At 70.2% G+C, this 16,020-nt stretch carries 17 protein-coding genes and 1 pseudogene; 8 read left to right on the top strand and 10 right to left on the bottom strand.

Annotated elements, in window-relative coordinates:
• Positions 1 to 83 precede the first annotated feature (83 nt).
• The gene (locus VFO68_RS28880; RefSeq protein ID WP_325161568.1) at positions 84 to 686 is read right to left on the bottom strand and encodes a DUF4190 domain-containing protein; all 603 of its coding nucleotides are present in this window, start codon (positions 684 to 686) and stop codon (positions 84 to 86) included.
• A gap of 151 nt (positions 687 to 837) precedes the next feature.
• Complete coding sequence (locus VFO68_RS28875; protein WP_325161567.1) at positions 838 to 1,089, bottom strand: hypothetical protein; 252 nt, start codon at positions 1,087 to 1,089, stop codon at positions 838 to 840.
• 56 nt (positions 1,090 to 1,145) lie between these two features.
• Here VFO68_RS28875 and VFO68_RS28870 point away from each other — a divergent pair, with 56 nt between their 5' ends.
• On the top strand, positions 1,146 to 1,361 hold the full coding sequence (locus VFO68_RS28870) for a KTSC domain-containing protein (protein WP_325161566.1): 216 nt from the start codon (positions 1,146 to 1,148) through the stop codon (positions 1,359 to 1,361).
• A gap of 28 nt (positions 1,362 to 1,389) precedes the next feature.
• On the opposite strand, the gene VFO68_RS28865 is transcribed toward VFO68_RS28870, so the two are convergent.
• Entirely contained in the window at positions 1,390 to 2,493 is a 1,104-nt protein-coding gene (locus VFO68_RS28865; protein ID WP_325161565.1) for a ferritin-like domain-containing protein, read from the bottom strand.
• A gap of 93 nt (positions 2,494 to 2,586) precedes the next feature.
• On the opposite strand from VFO68_RS28865, the gene VFO68_RS28860 reads away from it, so the two are divergent.
• Both VFO68_RS28860 and VFO68_RS28855 read left to right on the top strand, forming a co-directional pair.
• Positions 2,587 to 3,246, top strand: a complete 660-nt coding sequence (locus VFO68_RS28860; protein ID WP_325161564.1) for a TetR/AcrR family transcriptional regulator C-terminal domain-containing protein — start codon at positions 2,587 to 2,589, stop codon at positions 3,244 to 3,246.
• Complete coding sequence (locus tag VFO68_RS28855; RefSeq protein WP_325161563.1) at positions 3,243 to 5,087, top strand: prolyl oligopeptidase family serine peptidase; 1,845 nt, start codon at positions 3,243 to 3,245, stop codon at positions 5,085 to 5,087. Before VFO68_RS28860 ends, VFO68_RS28855 begins: the two co-directional genes overlap by 4 nt.
• Positions 5,088 to 5,112: 25 nt before the next feature.
• On the opposite strand, the gene VFO68_RS28850 is transcribed toward VFO68_RS28855, so the two are convergent.
• Together VFO68_RS28850 and VFO68_RS28845 are read right to left on the bottom strand one after the other, a co-directional pair.
• Entirely contained in the window at positions 5,113 to 5,589 is a 477-nt protein-coding gene (locus VFO68_RS28850; RefSeq protein ID WP_325161562.1) for a DNA starvation/stationary phase protection protein, read from the bottom strand.
• Positions 5,590 to 5,604: 15 nt separating this feature from the next.
• Positions 5,605 to 6,183, bottom strand: coding sequence for an NADPH-dependent FMN reductase (locus VFO68_RS28845; RefSeq protein ID WP_414635596.1), 579 nt, complete (start codon positions 6,181 to 6,183; stop codon positions 5,605 to 5,607).
• Between the two features lie 75 nt (positions 6,184 to 6,258).
• Between VFO68_RS28845 and VFO68_RS28840 the strand changes: the two genes are divergently transcribed.
• Positions 6,259 to 7,347, top strand: coding sequence for an alpha/beta hydrolase (locus VFO68_RS28840; protein WP_325161560.1), 1,089 nt, complete (start codon positions 6,259 to 6,261; stop codon positions 7,345 to 7,347).
• A 49-nt stretch (positions 7,348 to 7,396) separates the two neighbouring features.
• Here VFO68_RS28840 and VFO68_RS28835 read toward each other — a convergent pair whose 3' ends face one another.
• Positions 7,397 to 8,845, bottom strand: coding sequence for a catalase (locus VFO68_RS28835; protein ID WP_325161559.1), 1,449 nt, complete (start codon positions 8,843 to 8,845; stop codon positions 7,397 to 7,399).
• Positions 8,842 to 9,312, bottom strand: a complete 471-nt coding sequence (locus tag VFO68_RS28830; protein ID WP_325161558.1) for a Fur family transcriptional regulator — start codon at positions 9,310 to 9,312, stop codon at positions 8,842 to 8,844. The genes VFO68_RS28835 and VFO68_RS28830 overlap by 4 nt, the downstream gene beginning before the upstream one ends.
• A gap of 116 nt (positions 9,313 to 9,428) precedes the next feature.
• Here VFO68_RS28830 and VFO68_RS28825 point away from each other — a divergent pair, with 116 nt between their 5' ends.
• Positions 9,429 to 10,646: an MFS transporter gene (locus tag VFO68_RS28825; protein WP_325161557.1), complete on the top strand. Its 1,218-nt coding sequence runs from the start codon at positions 9,429 to 9,431 to the stop codon at positions 10,644 to 10,646.
• Here VFO68_RS28825 and VFO68_RS28820 read toward each other — a convergent pair.
• Entirely contained in the window at positions 10,616 to 11,689 is a 1,074-nt protein-coding gene (locus VFO68_RS28820; RefSeq protein WP_325161556.1) for an aspartate-semialdehyde dehydrogenase, read from the bottom strand. The two genes, VFO68_RS28825 and VFO68_RS28820, sit on opposite strands and share 31 nt — an antisense overlap.
• A 2-nt stretch (positions 11,690 to 11,691) precedes the next feature.
• On the bottom strand, positions 11,692 to 12,957 hold the full coding sequence (locus tag VFO68_RS28815) for an aspartate kinase (RefSeq protein ID WP_325161555.1): 1,266 nt from the start codon (positions 12,955 to 12,957) through the stop codon (positions 11,692 to 11,694).
• A gap of 105 nt (positions 12,958 to 13,062) precedes the next feature.
• On the opposite strand from VFO68_RS28815, the gene VFO68_RS28810 reads away from it, so the two are divergent.
• Together VFO68_RS28810 and VFO68_RS28805 are read left to right on the top strand one after the other, a co-directional pair.
• Complete coding sequence (locus VFO68_RS28810) at positions 13,063 to 14,289, top strand: hypothetical protein (protein WP_325161554.1); 1,227 nt, start codon at positions 13,063 to 13,065, stop codon at positions 14,287 to 14,289.
• Entirely contained in the window at positions 14,289 to 14,879 is a 591-nt protein-coding gene (locus VFO68_RS28805; RefSeq protein WP_414635597.1) for a nitroreductase family protein, read from the top strand. The genes VFO68_RS28810 and VFO68_RS28805 overlap by 1 nt, the downstream gene beginning before the upstream one ends.
• 76 nt (positions 14,880 to 14,955) lie before the next feature.
• Here VFO68_RS28805 and VFO68_RS28800 read toward each other — a convergent pair whose 3' ends face one another.
• Positions 14,956 to 15,195 (bottom strand): hypothetical protein, encoded by a 240-nt coding sequence (locus VFO68_RS28800; protein WP_325161553.1) that lies wholly within the window; start codon positions 15,193 to 15,195, stop codon positions 14,956 to 14,958.
• Positions 15,196 to 15,482: 287 nt separating this feature from the next.
• Between VFO68_RS28800 and VFO68_RS28795 the strand changes: the two are divergent.
• A pseudogene (locus tag VFO68_RS28795) lies at positions 15,483 to 16,020 on the top strand (2-isopropylmalate synthase); the annotation flags it as partial.

The following is a 16,020-nucleotide window of genomic DNA, read 5'->3' as shown; positions in this document are numbered from 1 at the left end:
CCCAGACCCCCACGGTGCTGTACGTCCCGACGCGGGGCTGGGTGCGTCCGTGGTGGGTGGGCGGGTTGGGTGGGTTGTTGGGGTTAGAAGTCGGAGCAGGTTGCGGTGGCTAGGGGGCCAGAGGCGGTGGCGGTTTTTGTTTCGTTGCCGTCGATGGTGACTTTGCAGGATACGGTGCCGCCGTCGGGGCCGGCTATGACGCTTAGCGAGCCGCCTTTGCCTAGGCCGGTGGTTTGGACTTCCTTGGCCCACGGGAGGGTTGCGGCGGTTTCCTGGTTGCTGGTGACGCCGTCGCCGAAGGTGGTGTAGGAGATGGTGACGTTCTTCGCGTCACCGGTGACCTCGTAGTGGACGGTGGCTGGCCGGACCGACTCGTTTCGCACGTCCTCCACGGCTTTGCCGAAGGCCGCGACCCACAGGATGCACAGCAGCAGAGCCAGCGCCGAGCAGACGGTGCCGGCGATGGCGAGGCCCAGGTTGGTGGCCCGGCCGGCTCTGGCGCGGGTGACGCCGACCAGGGAGAAGATGAGGCCGAGGATCGCCAGCGGCCACGCGACCACGCCGATGATCGGGATCGGGGAGAAGATCAGCCCGATGAGGCCGAGGACGAACCCGGCGGTGCCGAGGCCGTTTTGCGGTGCTGCCACGGCCGGTTGCTGGGGCGGGGCGTAGTGCGGTTGCGACATGGGAAATTCCTTGCTGTCGGGTCCCACCGGTCGAATGGCGGCTGTCATTCGACCGTGTCGCGTCCGTTTGCCTGAATGTTGCGATTCGCGGATTGCGGTCCGGTCACGGCTGGGGCCCCGGCCCGGGCAGGCGGACCGGGGCCGAGCCGGATCAGTGCGGGTTGGCGTCCAGGCCGTTGTCGGGGTCGGCGGGCAGGTAGAAGTCCCAACTGGGGCCGGTGTGGGTGCGGCGGCCGCCGACCACGGGGGCGTTGGGGGACGGGCAGTGGCCGTTGGTCGGGTTGCCGTTCCACCAGAGGCCGAAGCAGTGCACGCAGAAGCGCCAGTTTCGTTGGAATGCCGTCACGTCGGATGGGATCTGGGCGGCCATGGGATCGTGTCCTTTCTGGAGGGTGTCGGTCACCGTTCAGAGGACGGATCCGGAGGCGTGATACCGCGCCCGGTCGATAGGTTGAGGCGATGAGACGTCGGCCGGTGGACTCGTCGGTGGTGCGGGCGGTGGGGTACGACCGGGACGAGCAGATCCTGGAGGTCGAATTTCACAACGACCGGATCTACCGGTATTTCGTTGTGCCGCACAAGGTTTACCAGGAACTGCTGGCGGCGCCGAGTTTCGGGCGGTACTTCAACGAGAAGGTTCGGGATCGCTACCCGGTCCGGCAGGTCGATCGGTGACCGGGCGCCGCCGATGCCGACGTGTGCATCAGTCCTGGGCGCCCAGGGCGATCGCCTCGTGGACTTCGGCTTTGCGTTCCTCCTCCTCGGCCTGGAAGCGTTCGGCGTCGAGTTTCTCGGCCAGATCTTCGTCCTGGCGCATCAGCAGATCCAGGTTGGCGTCGCCCATCTCCAGGACGCCCATGTCGACGTAGGCCTGCTGCAGACGTTCGCCCCACAGGCCGATGTCGCGCACGCACGGGACGATGCGGCTGAACAGGAGCTTGCGGAAGGCCTGCATGTAGGGCGAGTCCTCGACGAGGGGTTTCACCTCGCGCGGTTCGATGCCGAAGTTCTGCCAGATCTCGATGCCGCGGATGCGGTCCCGCATCAGGTAGCAGCCCTCGATCACGAAGTCCTCGCGTTCGCGGCGTTCGGCCTCGGTGAGCTGTTTGTAGTAGTCGCGCAGGGTCAGCCGGCCGAACGCGACGTGGCGGGCCTCGTCCTGCATGACGTAGGTCAGGATCTGTTTGGGCAGCGGCTTGGTGGTGAGGTCGCGCAGCAGGCCGAAGGCGGCGAGCGCCAGGCCCTCGATCAGGACCTGCATGCCCAGGTAGGGCATGTCCCAGCGGGAGTCGGTCAGGGTGTCGCCGAGCAGGGACTGCAGCTGGTCGTTGATCGGGTAGAGCATCCCGATCTTCTCCCGCAGGAACCGGCTGTACAGCTCGGCATGGCGAGCCTCGTCCATGGTCTGGGTGGCCGAGTAGAACTTGGCGTCGAGGTCCGGCACGGTCTCCACGATCCGGGCGGCGGTGATCATCGCGCCCTGCTCGCCGTGCAGGAACTGGGAGAACTGCCAGGAGCAGGAGTGCCGGCGCAGGTCGGCGCGTTCCTTCTCGCTCATCGCGTCCCAGAACCGGCTGCCGTAGATGGCGATCGACTCGTCCGGCAGGCCGAGCGCGTTGTAGGGGTCGACCTCGAGATCCCAGTCGATCCGCTTCTCGGCGTCCCACTGCTTGTCCTTGCCCTTCTGGTACAGGGCGAGCAGTTTCTCCCGGCCGTCCTCATAATCCCAGTTGAACCGGGTCGCGCCGGCCGCGTCGACGGACCAGCCGTCCTCCGAGGGAAGTATGTAGAGGTCCTCCATGGCCATGCCGTGCCTCCCCGAAAGGCTCGTACGTACACCGTACGTATGTGACCACCGTCTCACGTACGATGTACGTCGTCAAGCGCCCTGGAGGTGCCCGTGGCAAGCCCGCTCAGCCGCGATCTCATCGTGCGGACCGCGGTAGAGCTGATCGAGCGGGACGGCGTCAACGCCGTCTCGATGCGCCGGCTCGCCGCCGAACTGGGCACCGGCGCGATGTCGCTGTACAACCACCTGCCCAACAAGGCGGCACTGCTCGACGCGGTCGCCGAGTACATCCTGGTCGGCATGGAGTTCGCCGCCGACCCGGCGGCGGACTGGCGGGAGGCGGTCCGGTCGCTGGCCCGGGCGTTCCGCGAGGTGGCGCACCGGTACCCGCGCTCCGTCATGGTGGTGGTGAGCCGCCAGCCCAACTCGACGATCGGCATGCGCCCGGTCGAACTGGCCCTGGCCACCGCGCAGGCGGCCGGGTTCCGCGGCAAGGCCGCGGTGCAGGTGATGCGGGCGGTGGTCAACTACGTGCTCGGCTGCCTGGTGCACGAGTCCAGCCAGACCGAGGCCCGGTGGGCGGCCGACACCCGGCCCCTGGTCGACCCGGCCGAGCTCGAGGCGGCCGGTCTGGTCAACGTCCGCGAGCTGTTGCCCGCACTGGCCGAACACGACTCCGAGGCCGACTTCGAGTTCGGCCTGGAACTTCTGATCAGCGCGCTGGACGCGCTCCCCCGGACCGCCGCCGATGCGGCAGGATTCACGGGGTGAGCAACCACCCCGCCGCCGAGGTGCCGGACGTCCTGTTCGGCGACACCGAGGCCGAAGCGCGCTGGCGCGCCCGGTTCACCGCCGCCCGGGTCTCACTGCCCGACTGGGCACTGGACGCCCCGGACCGCAACCACTACCTGTCCAACGCCAGCGGGGTCTGGGAGGTCTACGCCTGGGACCGGGCGACCGACATCCACCGCCAGGTGACCGACCGTCCGAACGGCACCTTGCATGCCGCGATCACCCCGGACGGCGAACGCCTGTGGTGGTTCGCCGACACCGACGGCGACGAGTTCGGCAGCTGGGTGTGTGAGCCGTTCGCCGGCCGGCCGGCCGATAGCGAGGCCGGCCCGGCCGTCGCCGGCGTGACGCCCGGGTATCCGGCCGGACTCGCGGTGGGCCACGAGGCGACCGCGATCGGTGTCTCCACCGACGACGGCACCACGATCTTCACGTCCCGCGCCGGCGGGCCCGGCGAGGTGATCTACCAGCACGCCAACGACGCCGGCGTCGCGGCGATGTCCCGCGACGAGCGGTTGCTGGCCATCGCGCACTCCGAGCACGGCGACAACCGGCACCCGGCGCTGCGGGTGCTGGCCGTGGCCGACGGCAGCACCGTGGCCGAGAAATGGGACGGCGCGGGCAAGGGCCTGGACGCGATCGGCTTCAGCCCGGTGCACGGCGACACCCGGCTGCTGGTCGTGCACGAGCGCCGCGGCCGGGAGGAGCTGCTGATCTGGGACGTGGCGGCGGACACCGAGGTGGAGATCACCATCGACCTGCCGGGCGAGGTGAGTGCCGTGTGGTGCCCGGACGGCCGCGGCATCCTCGTGATCCACACCCACGAGGCGCGCAACACCTTGCACCGCTTCGACATCGACAGCGGCTCACTGTCCCGGTTGGACACTCTGCGCGGCACGGTGGGGTCGGCCGACGTGCGGCCGGACGGCACCGTCGAGTACTCCTGGTCGAACGCCGCGTCGCCGAACGTGATCCGCGCGCTCTACACCGACGGCACCGAGCGGGTGCTGCTGGAGCCGCCCGGGGCCAAGGCGCCGCCGTCGGTCGAGGTGACCGACGCGTTCGTGCCGGCCGGGCCGGACGGTTCGGTGCACGCGCTGGTCGCTCGTCCAGCAGACGCCGGGGACGGCCCCCTGCCCACGGTGTTCAGCCTGCACGGCGGCCCGCACGCGGCCGACGAGGACCGGTACTCCGCCTACCGGGCGGTGTGGCTGGACGCGGGTTTCGCCGTGGTGCACGTGAACTATCGCGGTTCCACCGGATACGGCTCGGCCTGGCGGGACGCGATCGAGGGCCGGCCGGGACTGACCGAACTGGCCGACGTCGCGGCCGTGCACGACTGGGCGGTGCGGGAGGGGCTGGCCGACCCGGCCCGGTGCGTGGTCACCGGCGCGTCCTGGGGCGGATACCTCAGCCTGCTCGCCCTCGGGGTGCAGCCGGAGCGGTGGGCGGCCGGCGTCGCCACCGTCCCGGTGGCCGACTACCTGGCCGCCTACGAGGACGAGATGGAGCCGCTGCGGGCGTTCGACCGCGCGCTGTTCGGCGGATCACCGGCGGAGGTGCACGACCGGTACGTGGAGTGCTCGCCGATCACCTACGTGGACGAGGTGCGGGCGCCGGTGCTGGTGCTGGCCGGGGAGAACGACCCGCGGTGCCCGATCCGGCAGATCGACAACTACCTCGACCGGCTCGCCGCGCGAGGGGCCGGCTACGAGGTGTACCGGTATGAGGCCGGGCACGGCTCGCTCGTGGTCGCCGAGACGATCAAGCAGACGGCGGTGGAGGTGTATTTCGCGCTGCGCGCCCTCGGCCTGCGCTGACCGGCTCGGCTTGCTGGATGGTGCGTCAGAGTTGCTGGGCCTGCCACATCCAGTACTGCTTCTCCAGCTCACCGGCGATCTCGATCAGGAGGTCCTGGCTGACCAGGTCGGCCTTGTCGGTCTCGTCGATCCAGGTGCGCATCCGCTTGATCAGCTCGCCGAGCACCGCGCCGACCGCCTGGACCACGTCCGAGTCCAGCGCCCAGCCTTCCGAGACAGCCGGCAACCCGGAGTGCTCGGCGATGGTGCGGGCCCGGCCGTCCGGTGGGACGCCGATCGCCGACGCGCGCTCGGCCACCGCGTCGGCATGCCGGCGGGCCAGCTCGACAACCTCGTCGAGTTGCTGGTGCACGCTGCGGAAGTTGGGCCCCACCACGTTCCAGTGCGCCTGTTTGGCGATCAGCGAAAGATCGAGCAGGTTGGTCAGGGTCGCCTGCAGGATCGTTCCGGCGATCTTGCGGTTGGCCTCGTCGAGCGGACCGGCGATCCGGAAGTTGCCCATGACTCGGCCCACCGTTCAGTCCGGGCCGCCACCCGGAGTTCGGGCGACAGCGAACTCCACCACCTGGTGGCCGATCGTACGCAGCGTGCTGGTCACCTGCTCGTTGGAACAGCCGCCGGCCGCATCGAACAGCACCTCGGCCGAGTTCACCGCCGCACCCAGCGGGCTCGGCCAGCCGCGCAGGGCGTGCACGATCGACCGCAACGCGGTGAGCGTGGTGACCGCCGCCTGCCAGCCGCGCGCCGCCGCTATGCAGCCCACCGCCCGGCCGTCCAGGTAGGGCCGCTCGTCGTCGCGCAGATCCTCCAGATAGTCCAGCGCGTTCTTGACCAGGCCGGAGATCGTGCCGTGGTAACCGGGCGAGACGAGGACCACACCGTCGGCGTGCCGGATCTCGTCGATCAGCCGGCGGGCCGCGGGCGGTCGCTCGGTGATCGCCGGGTCGTAGAACGGGAGCACCAGGTCCAACCCACTGATCATGGTGACCTTGGCGCCGGACTCCTCGGCGGCGGCGAGCACGATGCGCAGCGCCCGCTCGGACTGCGAGTCCTCCCGCAGCGAACCGCCGATCCCCACCACCTGCACCGGGCTCACCCTCACACCTGCCATCCTCCCTCACCCATGACCTAGGTTGGTCACATCCCACTGGCTCCATTGGAGGCGCGCACGATGGCCAAGGCGATGACCCGACTGCCGGCAAAGCTCCAGGGTGCCGCGATGCACGCGGCGTTCGCGCTGCCGGAGCCGGTGCGCCGCCGGATCGCCGGGCCACCGATCCGGATCGACGGCAACGAGCTGGCCCTGGACGCGCAACTGTTGCTGCGGCTGAACAAGCTGACCGAGGTCAAGCTCTCCGCCGGCAGCGTGACCGACGCCCGGCGGAATGTGGAGACGATGAGCCCGGTGGTCGGCGGCCGGCGGATCCAGCCGACGCACGGACGCGACCTGCGGATCCCGGTCGACGGCGGGACGATCCCGGCCCGGTTGTACACCCCGGCCGGCCTCGCCGAGGGCTCGCCGCTGCTGGTCTACTACCACGGCGGCGGCTTCACCATCGGCAGCATCGACTCGCACGACAACCTGTGCCGGTTCCTGGCGCGCAACGCCGAGGTGCGGGTGCTGTCGGTGGGTTACCGGCTCGCGCCGGAGACGCCGTTCCCGACCGCTCCGGCCGATGCGTTGGCGGCGTTCGAGTTCGCCGTCCGGCAGGCTGACGAGCTGGGTGTCGATCCGTCGGCGATCGCGGTCGGCGGGGACAGCGCCGGCGGCAACCTGGCCGCGGTGACCTCCTACCAGGCGCTGCACTCGGGCGGCCCACGCCCGGTTTTCCAGCTGCTCTACTACCCGGCCACCGACTCCGCCAACCGGTACCGGTCGCAGGACCTGTTCCTGGACGGCTTCTTCCTCACCGACGAGGACATGACCTGGTTCACCGCGAACTACCTGCCGGACAAGGAGATGGCCGCCGACCCGCTGGTCTCGCCGCTGCTGGCCGAGGACCTGCGCGGGTTGCCCCCCACCTACCTGGCCACCGCGGGCTTCGACCCGTTGCGCGACGAGGGTCAGGCGTACGCGGCGAAACTGCGGGAAGCCGGGGTCGCGGTGGTGGAGCACCGGCTCGGCGACCTGATCCACGGGTTCGTGAACTTCATCGGGGTCGGGCGCCGGTTCCGCGAGGCGGTCGCCGAGTCGGCCGGCGTCCTGCGCGCCGCGCTGGCGCTGCGCCCGGCCACCGAGCCCGCCACAGCGGAGAAATAGCGCGGCAACCCGTCTCAGGGGCATGAGACGGGTTGCCGCATCGGGAAAATCAGCCCTCGACGAGCTCGGCGATCCGGTCGCCGGTCTCCTTGTCGACGTTGCGCCAGTACTCCAGCGCCCGCTCGAGGATCGGCGCGGAGACGCCGTTGCGCAGGTGCCCGGCGACGTTGCCGACCAGACGAGCGCGCTGGTCGTCGTCCATCACCTTGCGGACCAGGGTGCCCGGCTGACCGAAGTCGTCGTCCTCGGCGTGCAGCGCGTAGGCCGAGCGCAGCACCTCACCGGTCGCGCCGTAGGCCGAGCCCGTCTCGCCGGCCAGCAGCGGGTTGGCGTGCGGGCCGCCGTAGGAGTTCGGCGCGTACACCGGGTCCGTGGTGTTGGTGTACCGCATCGCGCCGTCCTTGCTGTAGGTGTGCACCGGCGACTTGGGCGCGTTCACCGGCAGCTGCGCGTAGTTCGTGCCGATCCGGTACCGCTGCGCGTCCGGGTAGGAGAACAGCCGGCCGAGCAGCATCTTGTCCGGCGAGGGCCCGATGCCGGGCACCAGGTTCGACGGCTGGAAGGAGGCCTGCTCGATCTGGGCGAAGTAGTTCTCCGGGTTGCGGTCCAGCACCCAGCGGCCGACCTTGATCAGCGGGTAGTCGCCGTGCGGCCACACCTTGGTCAGGTCGAACGGGTTGAACCGGTAGTCCGCCGCCTCGTCGTGCGGCATGACCTGGACGTAGAGCGTCCAGCTCGGGTGGTCACCGACCTTGATCGTGTCGTAGAGGTCGCGGATGTGGTGGTCGATGTCCTCGCCGACCATCCGGTCCGCGTCGGCCTGCGTCAGGAACCCGATGCCCTGGTCGGTCTTGAAGTGGTACTTGACCCAGAACTTCTCGCCTGCGGCGTTCTGCCACAGGTAGGTGTGCGAGCCGTACCCGTTCATGTGCCGCCAGCTGGACGGGATGCCCCGGTCACCCATCAGCCAGGTGACCTGGTGCGCGGACTCCGGGCGCAGCGTCCAGAAGTCCCACTGCATGTTGTTGTCGCGCAGATGGTTGTCCGCGCGCCGCTTCTGCGAGCGGATGAAGTCGGGGAACTTGATCGGGTCCCGGATGAAGAACACCGGGGTGTTGTTGCCGACGATGTCGTAGTTGCCCTGCGAGGTGTAGAACTTCACCGCGAAACCGCGCGGGTCGCGCCAGGTGTCCGGCGACCCCTGCTCCCCGGCGACGGTGGAGAACCGCACGACGCTCTCGGTGCGGGTGCCCGGCTGGAACACCGCGGCCATGGTGAACTGGCTGACGTCCTCGGTGACCTCGAGGAAACCGAAGGCGCCGCCGCCCTTGGCGTGCACCACCCGTTCCGGTACCCGCTCCCGGTTGAACTGGGCGTTCTTCTCGATCAGATAGTGGTCCTGCAGCAGGATCGGACCGTTGGTACCCAGGGTCAGCGAGTCGTTGTCGCTGGCGATGGGAATACCCACGTTGTTGGTCGTGGGCGTCGGCTCGGTCACGCGCTCTCCTCGATGTGGTGGCTCTCGGTCTGCGGTCGACCAGCACAGACTGGGCACAGGCCCCAGAACACCACCTCGGCCTCGTCCAGGACGAACCCCGCGGAACTGGAGGGTTCCAGGCAGGGCGCCAGGCCGACGACGCAGTCCACGTCCTCGGTCCGGTGGCACATCCGGCAGACGAGATGGTGATGGTTGTCCGAGGTCCGGGTCTCGAACCGGGCCGGGTGTCCGGCCGGCTCGATCCGGCGTAGCAGCCTCGCCCGGGTGCACGCGTTCAGCACGTCGTAGATCGCCTGCGTGGACACGGAGTCCAGCCGCTCCCGCACCCCGGCCGCGATCTCCTCCGCGGTGGCGTGCGGGTTCGTGGCGAGCCACTCCAGCACCGCGATCCTCGGTGCGGTCACCCGCAGTCCGACGGCGCGGAGCCGTTCGCGTGGCTCCTGCTGAGCCAGTCCCTGGTCGTTCATCGCACCGCCACCACACCAGGTTTTCTGGAATGAGTCAAGATAACGAACGAGTGATCTTGTCGGTGACCAGTCGTAACGTGGTTGCGTACCCGGCCCGGAAAGGATGACATCAAGCCATGCAGCTCTACCGGCGGATGCTCGCCCTGCCCGGGATCCGCAGCCTGACGATCCTGATCTTCTTCGCCCGGATTCCGCTGGCCGCCTCCGCGATGATCTTGACGCTCCACGTCGCCATCGAGCTCGGCCGGGGCTACGGCGCGGCCGGACTGGTGGGCGCCGCGGTCACGGTGGGCGCCGCGGTCGCCGCCCCGGTCATGGGCCGGGTGGTCGACCGGTACGGCCTGCGCCGGATGCTGATGATCACCGTCGTCGGCGAGACCCTCTTCTGGCTGACCGCGCGGTTCCTGCCCTACCCGCTGTTGCTGGTGGCGGGCTTCGCCGGCGGGTTCTTCATCCTGCCCGCGATGGGGATCGGCCGGCAGGCGATCGCCGCGCTGGTGCCGGCGGAACTGCGCCGCACCGCCTACTCACTCGACTCGATCTCCACCGAGCTCAGCTTCATGGTCGGGCCCGCGCTCGCCGTGTTGCTCGTCACCCAACTGTCCACGACGGCCGCGCTCACCGCGATGGCCATCGGCATCGCCGCCGTCGGAACGGCGCTTTTTCTGGTCAACCCCGCCGTGCGCAGCGCCAAGGAGAAGGCCGAGGACGACGGAGTCCGCCCGCCCCGCCGGTCCTGGCTCACCCCCCGGCTGATCGCCGTGCTGCTGATCGGCGCCGGCGCGGTGTTCGTGCTGGCCGGCTCCGAGGTCACCGTGGTCGCGCAGCTACGCGGCCAGGGCGACGTGGCGTGGACCGGCCTGGTGGTCGGGATGTGGTCGGCGGCCTCCGCGATCGGCGGCCTGGTCTACGGCGGGCTGCACCGCTCGTTCAGCCAGGTCGGGCTGATGGCGCTGCTCGGCGCGCTCACCATCCCGGTCGGGCTCGTGCACGGCGACTGGTGGCTGCTCGCCCTCGCCCTGCTGCCGGCCGGCCTGCTGTGCGCCCCGACCATCGCCGCCACCGGCGAGGAGGTGAGCCGGCTCGCCCCGGTCGCGGTGCGCGGCGAGGCCACCGGGATGCAGAGCACCGGGTTCACCCTCGGCGCCGCCACCGGCGCGCCGGTGGTCGGCTTCGTCGTCGACCACTCCTCGCCCGCGTGGGGCTTCGCCGTCGCCGGCCTCGGCGGCATCCTGGTCGCGGCGGCGGCCGTCGTGCTGATCGCGCGCAGCAGCAGCCGCCACCCGGACCAGCCGGCGCAACCTCAGCCGGCCAGTGCCTCGGCGATCTCGTAGGTGTTGAGCGCCGCGCCCTTGCGCAGGTTGTCCCCGCACACGAAGAAGTCCAGGGTGTTCGGGAAGTCCAGCGCCTGCCGCACCCGGCCGACGTAGGTCGGGTCGGCCCCGACCGTGTCCGCCGGCATGGGGTAGCGGCCCTGCGCCGGGTCGTCCACCAGCACGATGGAAGGCTGCGCGGACAGGATCTCGTGCGCCGCCGCGACCGTCACCGGCTCGGCGAACACCGCGTGCACCGCCAGCGAGTGCGTGGTGATCACCGGCACCCGCACGCAGGTCGCCGACACCTTCAGGTCCGGGATGCCGAGGATCTTGCGCGACTCGTTGCGAACCTTCAGCTCCTCGGAGAACCAGCCGTCCTGCTTGTACGAACCGGCCGCCGGGATCACGTTCAACACCAGCGGAGCACCGAACAGCGAGTCCGAAACAGACAGTCCGGCGGCGGCCAGCGCCTCCCGCACGTCCCCACCGCGAACCCCGACCTGCTTACCCGCCACCGCCGCCAGCTCCGCGTAGAGCTGGTCCACACCGGACTGCCCGGCGCCGGACGCGGCCTGGTACGACGCGACCACCAACTCGCGCAACGTGAACGCGCCGTGCAGCGCGCCCAGCGCGGCCATCATCGACAGCGTGGTGCAGTTGGGGTTGGCGATGATCCCGCGGGGCGGCTCGGCGATCTGGTCGCGGTTCACCTCGGCCACCACGAGGGGAACGTCCGGGTCCATCCGGAAGGCGCCGGAGTTGTCCACCACGATCGCGCCGCGCGCCGCGGCGATCGGCGCCCAGTGCGCGGAGACCTCGTCCGGCACGTCGAACATCGCCACCGCGACCCCGTCGAACACCTCGGGAGCCAGCGCCTGGACAGTCAGTTCCTCGCCGCGCACGCGGATCCGCTTGCCGGCCGAGCGCGGCGAGGCGATCAGCCGCACCTCACCCCACGGCCAGGCGCTCCGCTCGTTCAGGATGTCGATCATCACCGAGCCGACCGCCCCGGTGGCGCCGACCAGTGCCAGCGTAGGTGCCGATGTGCCTGCCTGCGTCATGCTCAACGCCCCGTTCCCGCGTACACGACCGCCTGCTCGTCTCCGCCGAGCCCGAAGGCCTCGTGGATGGCGCGCACCGCGTCGTCCAACTCTGTGTCCCTGATCAGCACGGAGATCCGGATCTCCGAGGTGTTGATGATGTCGATGTTCACGCCGACCTTCGCCAGCGCCTCGCAGAACGTCGCGGTGACTCCGGGATGCGACCGCATGCCGGCGCCGACCAGCGACACCTTGCCCACGTGGTCGTCGTAGAGCACGGCCGCGAACCCGACCTCGGTCTTGAGCTTCTCCAGCGCCGCCACCGCGCGGGGGCCGTTGTCCTTGGACAGCGTGAAGGTGATGTCGGTGCGCCCGGACGCGGTGCTGGACACGTTCTGCAGCACCATGTCGATGTCGATCTCCGCGTCGGCGACCGTGCGGAAGATCCGCGCCGCGACGCCTGCGTGGTCCGGCACCCCGGTCACGGTGATCTTGGCCTCGGACCGGTCGTGCGCCACGCCGGTGATCATCGCCTGTTCCACGGAAATGTCCTCCACCGAGCCGGAAACCAGGGTGCCCGGCCTGTTCGTGTACGACGAGCGCACGTGGATCGGGACGCCGTACCGGCGCGCGTACTCCACGCAGCGCAGCATCAGCACCTTGGCCCCACTGGCCGCCATCTCCAGCATCTCTTCGTAGGTGACCCGATCCAGGCGCTTGGCGTCCCGGACGATCCGCGGGTCGGCGGTGTAGACACCGTCCACGTCGGTGTAGATCTCGCAGACGTCCGCGTTCAGCGCCGCGGCCAGCGCGACCGCGGTGGCGTCCGACCCGCCGCGGCCGAGCGTGGTGATGTCCTTGGTGTCCTGGCTGACCCCCTGGAAGCCGGCGACCAGCACGATGTAGCCCTCGTCGAGGGCGGCGCGCAGCCGGCCGGGGGTCACGTCGATGATCCGGGCCTTGCCGTGCGCGGAGGTGGTGATCACCCCGGCCTGCGAGCCGGAGAACGACCGGGCCTCGGCGCCCAGCGCGCTGATCGCCATCGCCACCAGCGAGTTGGAGATCCGCTCACCCGCGGTGAGCAGCATGTCCATCTCCCGCTCCGGCGGGACCGGGTTGACCTGCAGCGCCAGGTCGGTCAGCTCGTCGGTGGTGTCACCCATCGCCGAGCAGACCACGACCACCTCGTCGCCGGCCTTGCGAGTAGCCACGATGCGCTCGGCCACCCGTTTGATCCGATCGGCGTTCTCCAGCGAGGAACCACCGTATTTCTGGACGACGAGCGCCACCGCGTGCAACCTCCTCAACTCACCGCACGCAGCCTACCTGCGGCTCGCCACCGCATATCATCGCGACCGCATACCCTGTAGCCGAGGTCACGAGGGAGGGAACGGGTGCCGTCAACTACGGACGCGACGCGAACCGAAGCCGACGACCCGACCGTCGCCGACGCGCCGGAGCACCCGGCCGAACCGGCGCGGGAGGAGCAGCGGTGGACGATCCTGCGGGTCACCCGGCTGCTCGCGCCCGCCCTGATCTACCTCGGCATCCGGGAGCTGGGGCTACTCGTACTGAGCCTGATGACCCGCGCCAACGAGATGTCCACGACCGACGTCCTGCAGGCCTGGGACGGCCGGTGGTTCCTGCAGCTGACCGAACGTGGCTACGACGGGGTCGTCGGGCTGACCGACGCGCACAACCAGGTGCTGGCCGTCAACTCGATGGCGTTCTTCCCCGGCTACCCGGTCACCGCCCGGCTGGTGGCGAACCTGACCGGCATCAGCGCCTTCGCCGCGGCCAGCACGCTGACCGTGGTGTCCGGGGTGTTCTGCGCCTACGGCATCGCCCGGCTGGGCCGGCAGGTCCGGGGCGGCTCGGAGCGGGTCGGGTTGATCCTGGTGGCGCTGTTCGCCGCCTCACCGATGGCCATCGTGCTGTCCATGACCTACTCCGAGGCGATGTTCTGCGCGCTGGCCGCGTGGTCGCTGGTCGGCGTGCTGGAACGGCGCTGGGTGCTGGCCGGCGTGTGCTGCGGGATCGCCGGGCTGGTCCGGCCCACCGCCGCCGCGCTCATCCTGGCGGTCGGGCTGGCCGCGCTGGTCGCCGTGATCCAGCGCCGGGACAGCTGGCGGCCCTGGATCGCCGGGTTGCTCGCGCCGGTGGGCCTGATCTCCTATCTCGCCTGGGTGGGCGCCCGCACCGGCCGGTGGGACGGCTGGTTCGCGCTCCAGCAGGCCGGCTGGGACTCCGGTTTCGACGGGGGCGCGGCGACCACGCGCTGGATCCTGCGCCGGCTCGCCCAGCCGGACTACCCGTTCGAGATCGCCACCGTGGGGTTCATCGCCGTTGCCCTGGTCATCTCGGCGATCGCGATCGCGCGGCGGCTGGAGTGGCCGCTGCTGGTGTACGGCCTCGGCGTGCTGGCGATGGACCTGACCGCCAACGGGCTGATGGCGTCCAAGACCCGGTTGATGCTGCCGGCGTTCACCCTGCTCATCCCGGTGGCGATCGCGCTGGCCCGGCGCCGCACCGCGACCATGGTGATCGTGCTCAGCGCGCTCGCGGTGTTCAGTTCCTGGTTCGGCGCGTACGCGATCACCTCGTGGAACTTCGCGATCTGATGGACAAGCCCGCCGACACGAGCGTCTCGCTGCACCCGTTGATCGCGGCCCGGTGGAGCCCCCGCGCGCTGGACCCGGCCGGTGAGGTCGGCGAGGCCGCGCTGCGCGCGCTGCTGGAGGCGGCCCGCTGGGCGCCGTCCAACGGCAACACGCAACCGGCCCGGTACCTGGTCGGCCGGCGGGGTGACGACACCTACCGGCGGATCTTCGACACGCTGCGGCGGGGCAACCAGAGCTGGGCCGGAGCGGCCGCCGTGCTGCTGCTGGCCTGCGCGGTCACCGAGAACGAGAAGGGCGCCATCCCGCACGCCGACTACGGCGTGGGCCTGGCCAGCGAGAACCTCGTGCTCCAGGCGGTCGCCGAAGGCCTGGTCGCCCACCAGATGGGCGGCTTCGACACCGACGCCGCCCGGGCCGCGTTCGCGCTTCCCGCCGACGTCCGCCCCCTTGCCGTGATCGCCGTCGGCACTCCCGGCTCCCCCGACGACCTCCCCGACGACCGCACCCGCGCCAAGGAACTCGCCCCCCGCACCCGCTTACCGCTCGATCAGGTCGCCTTCACCGGCGAGTGGGGCCGCCCCGCGTTCTGAAGCGGCTTGGCAACGCTGGCTGATCGGGTTGGCCGCGCGGAGGGGGCGACGGGCGGCCAACCCGATTGCCGGGCCATCAGTAGCGGGAGACGAGACGGGCGACGAAACCCGAGACGACGAGCCAGAACACGGCGGCCAAGCCGTAGTTCAGGACCAGCTCGAGGGTGTTGTTGTTGAGGTCGAAGAGGCCAGGGAAGAAGAGCGCGAGCGGCTCGGCCAGCGATCGGATGAACACAACGAAGGCGTTCCCGGCGTTCGCACCGAAGAGCGTCAGCAGGATGAAGACGACGATGATCAGAGCGAACAGGGCGCCCACTCCGGCAATCACCCGCGACGCGGTGTTGCCGTAGGACCTTCGACGATACGTAGTCATGGGCCATGTATTCCCACGTGAGAGATTCCCGAAACGGGTGACGTTGGGTCGCGCTTCGTCCACCATGTGGAACCACCGTTGCGCATCCTGGCCCGGATCTCGATACCCTTCCCCTCGTGGCGCGTGCTCTCCTGCTTCGCTGCCGCGACGGGGCCTGACCGGACCGGCTCCCCGCCGCGGTGCGACGCGACGCCGCCGGTCGCCGTAGACCCCGACCAGGAGCCACTCTCATGACCACGAACCCCGACGTCTACAGCTCTGCCGACAGCCGCGTCCGCACCCCGTCCCGCCCGGCCCCGGCCGGCCAGCCGGCCTGGAACACCCAGCTCGGCAGCTCCATGCCGGTGCACCGGTACAAGCCCTTCCATCAGCTGGTCGAGCCGGTCACGCTGCCCGACCGCACCTGGCCGGACCGGCGGATCAGCACGGCCCCGCAGTGGTGCGCGGTCGACCTGCGGGACGGCAACCAGGCGCTGATCGACCCGATGTCCCCGGCCCGCAAGCGGCGCATGTTCGACCTGCTGGTTCGCATGGGCTACAAGGAGATCGAGGTCGGCTTCCCGGCGGCCAGCCAGACCGACTTCGACTTCGTCCGCGAGATCATCGCCGACGGCGCGGTGCCCGACGACGTGCGCATCCAGGTGCTGTCCCAGTGCCGGCCCGAGCTGATCGAGCGCACCTTCGAGTCGCTGGAGGGCGCCAGCAAGGCGATCGTGCACATCTACAACTCGACGTCGATCCTGCAGCGCCGGGTGGTGTTCCGCGAGG

This window comes from Actinophytocola sp. (assembly GCF_035712165.1).
In the GTDB taxonomy this organism is placed as follows: Bacteria; Actinomycetota; Actinomycetes; order Mycobacteriales; family Pseudonocardiaceae; genus DASYTH01.
The sequence above is the reverse complement of the archived record's forward strand: the minus strand, read 5'-3'. Positions and strand labels throughout refer to the sequence as shown.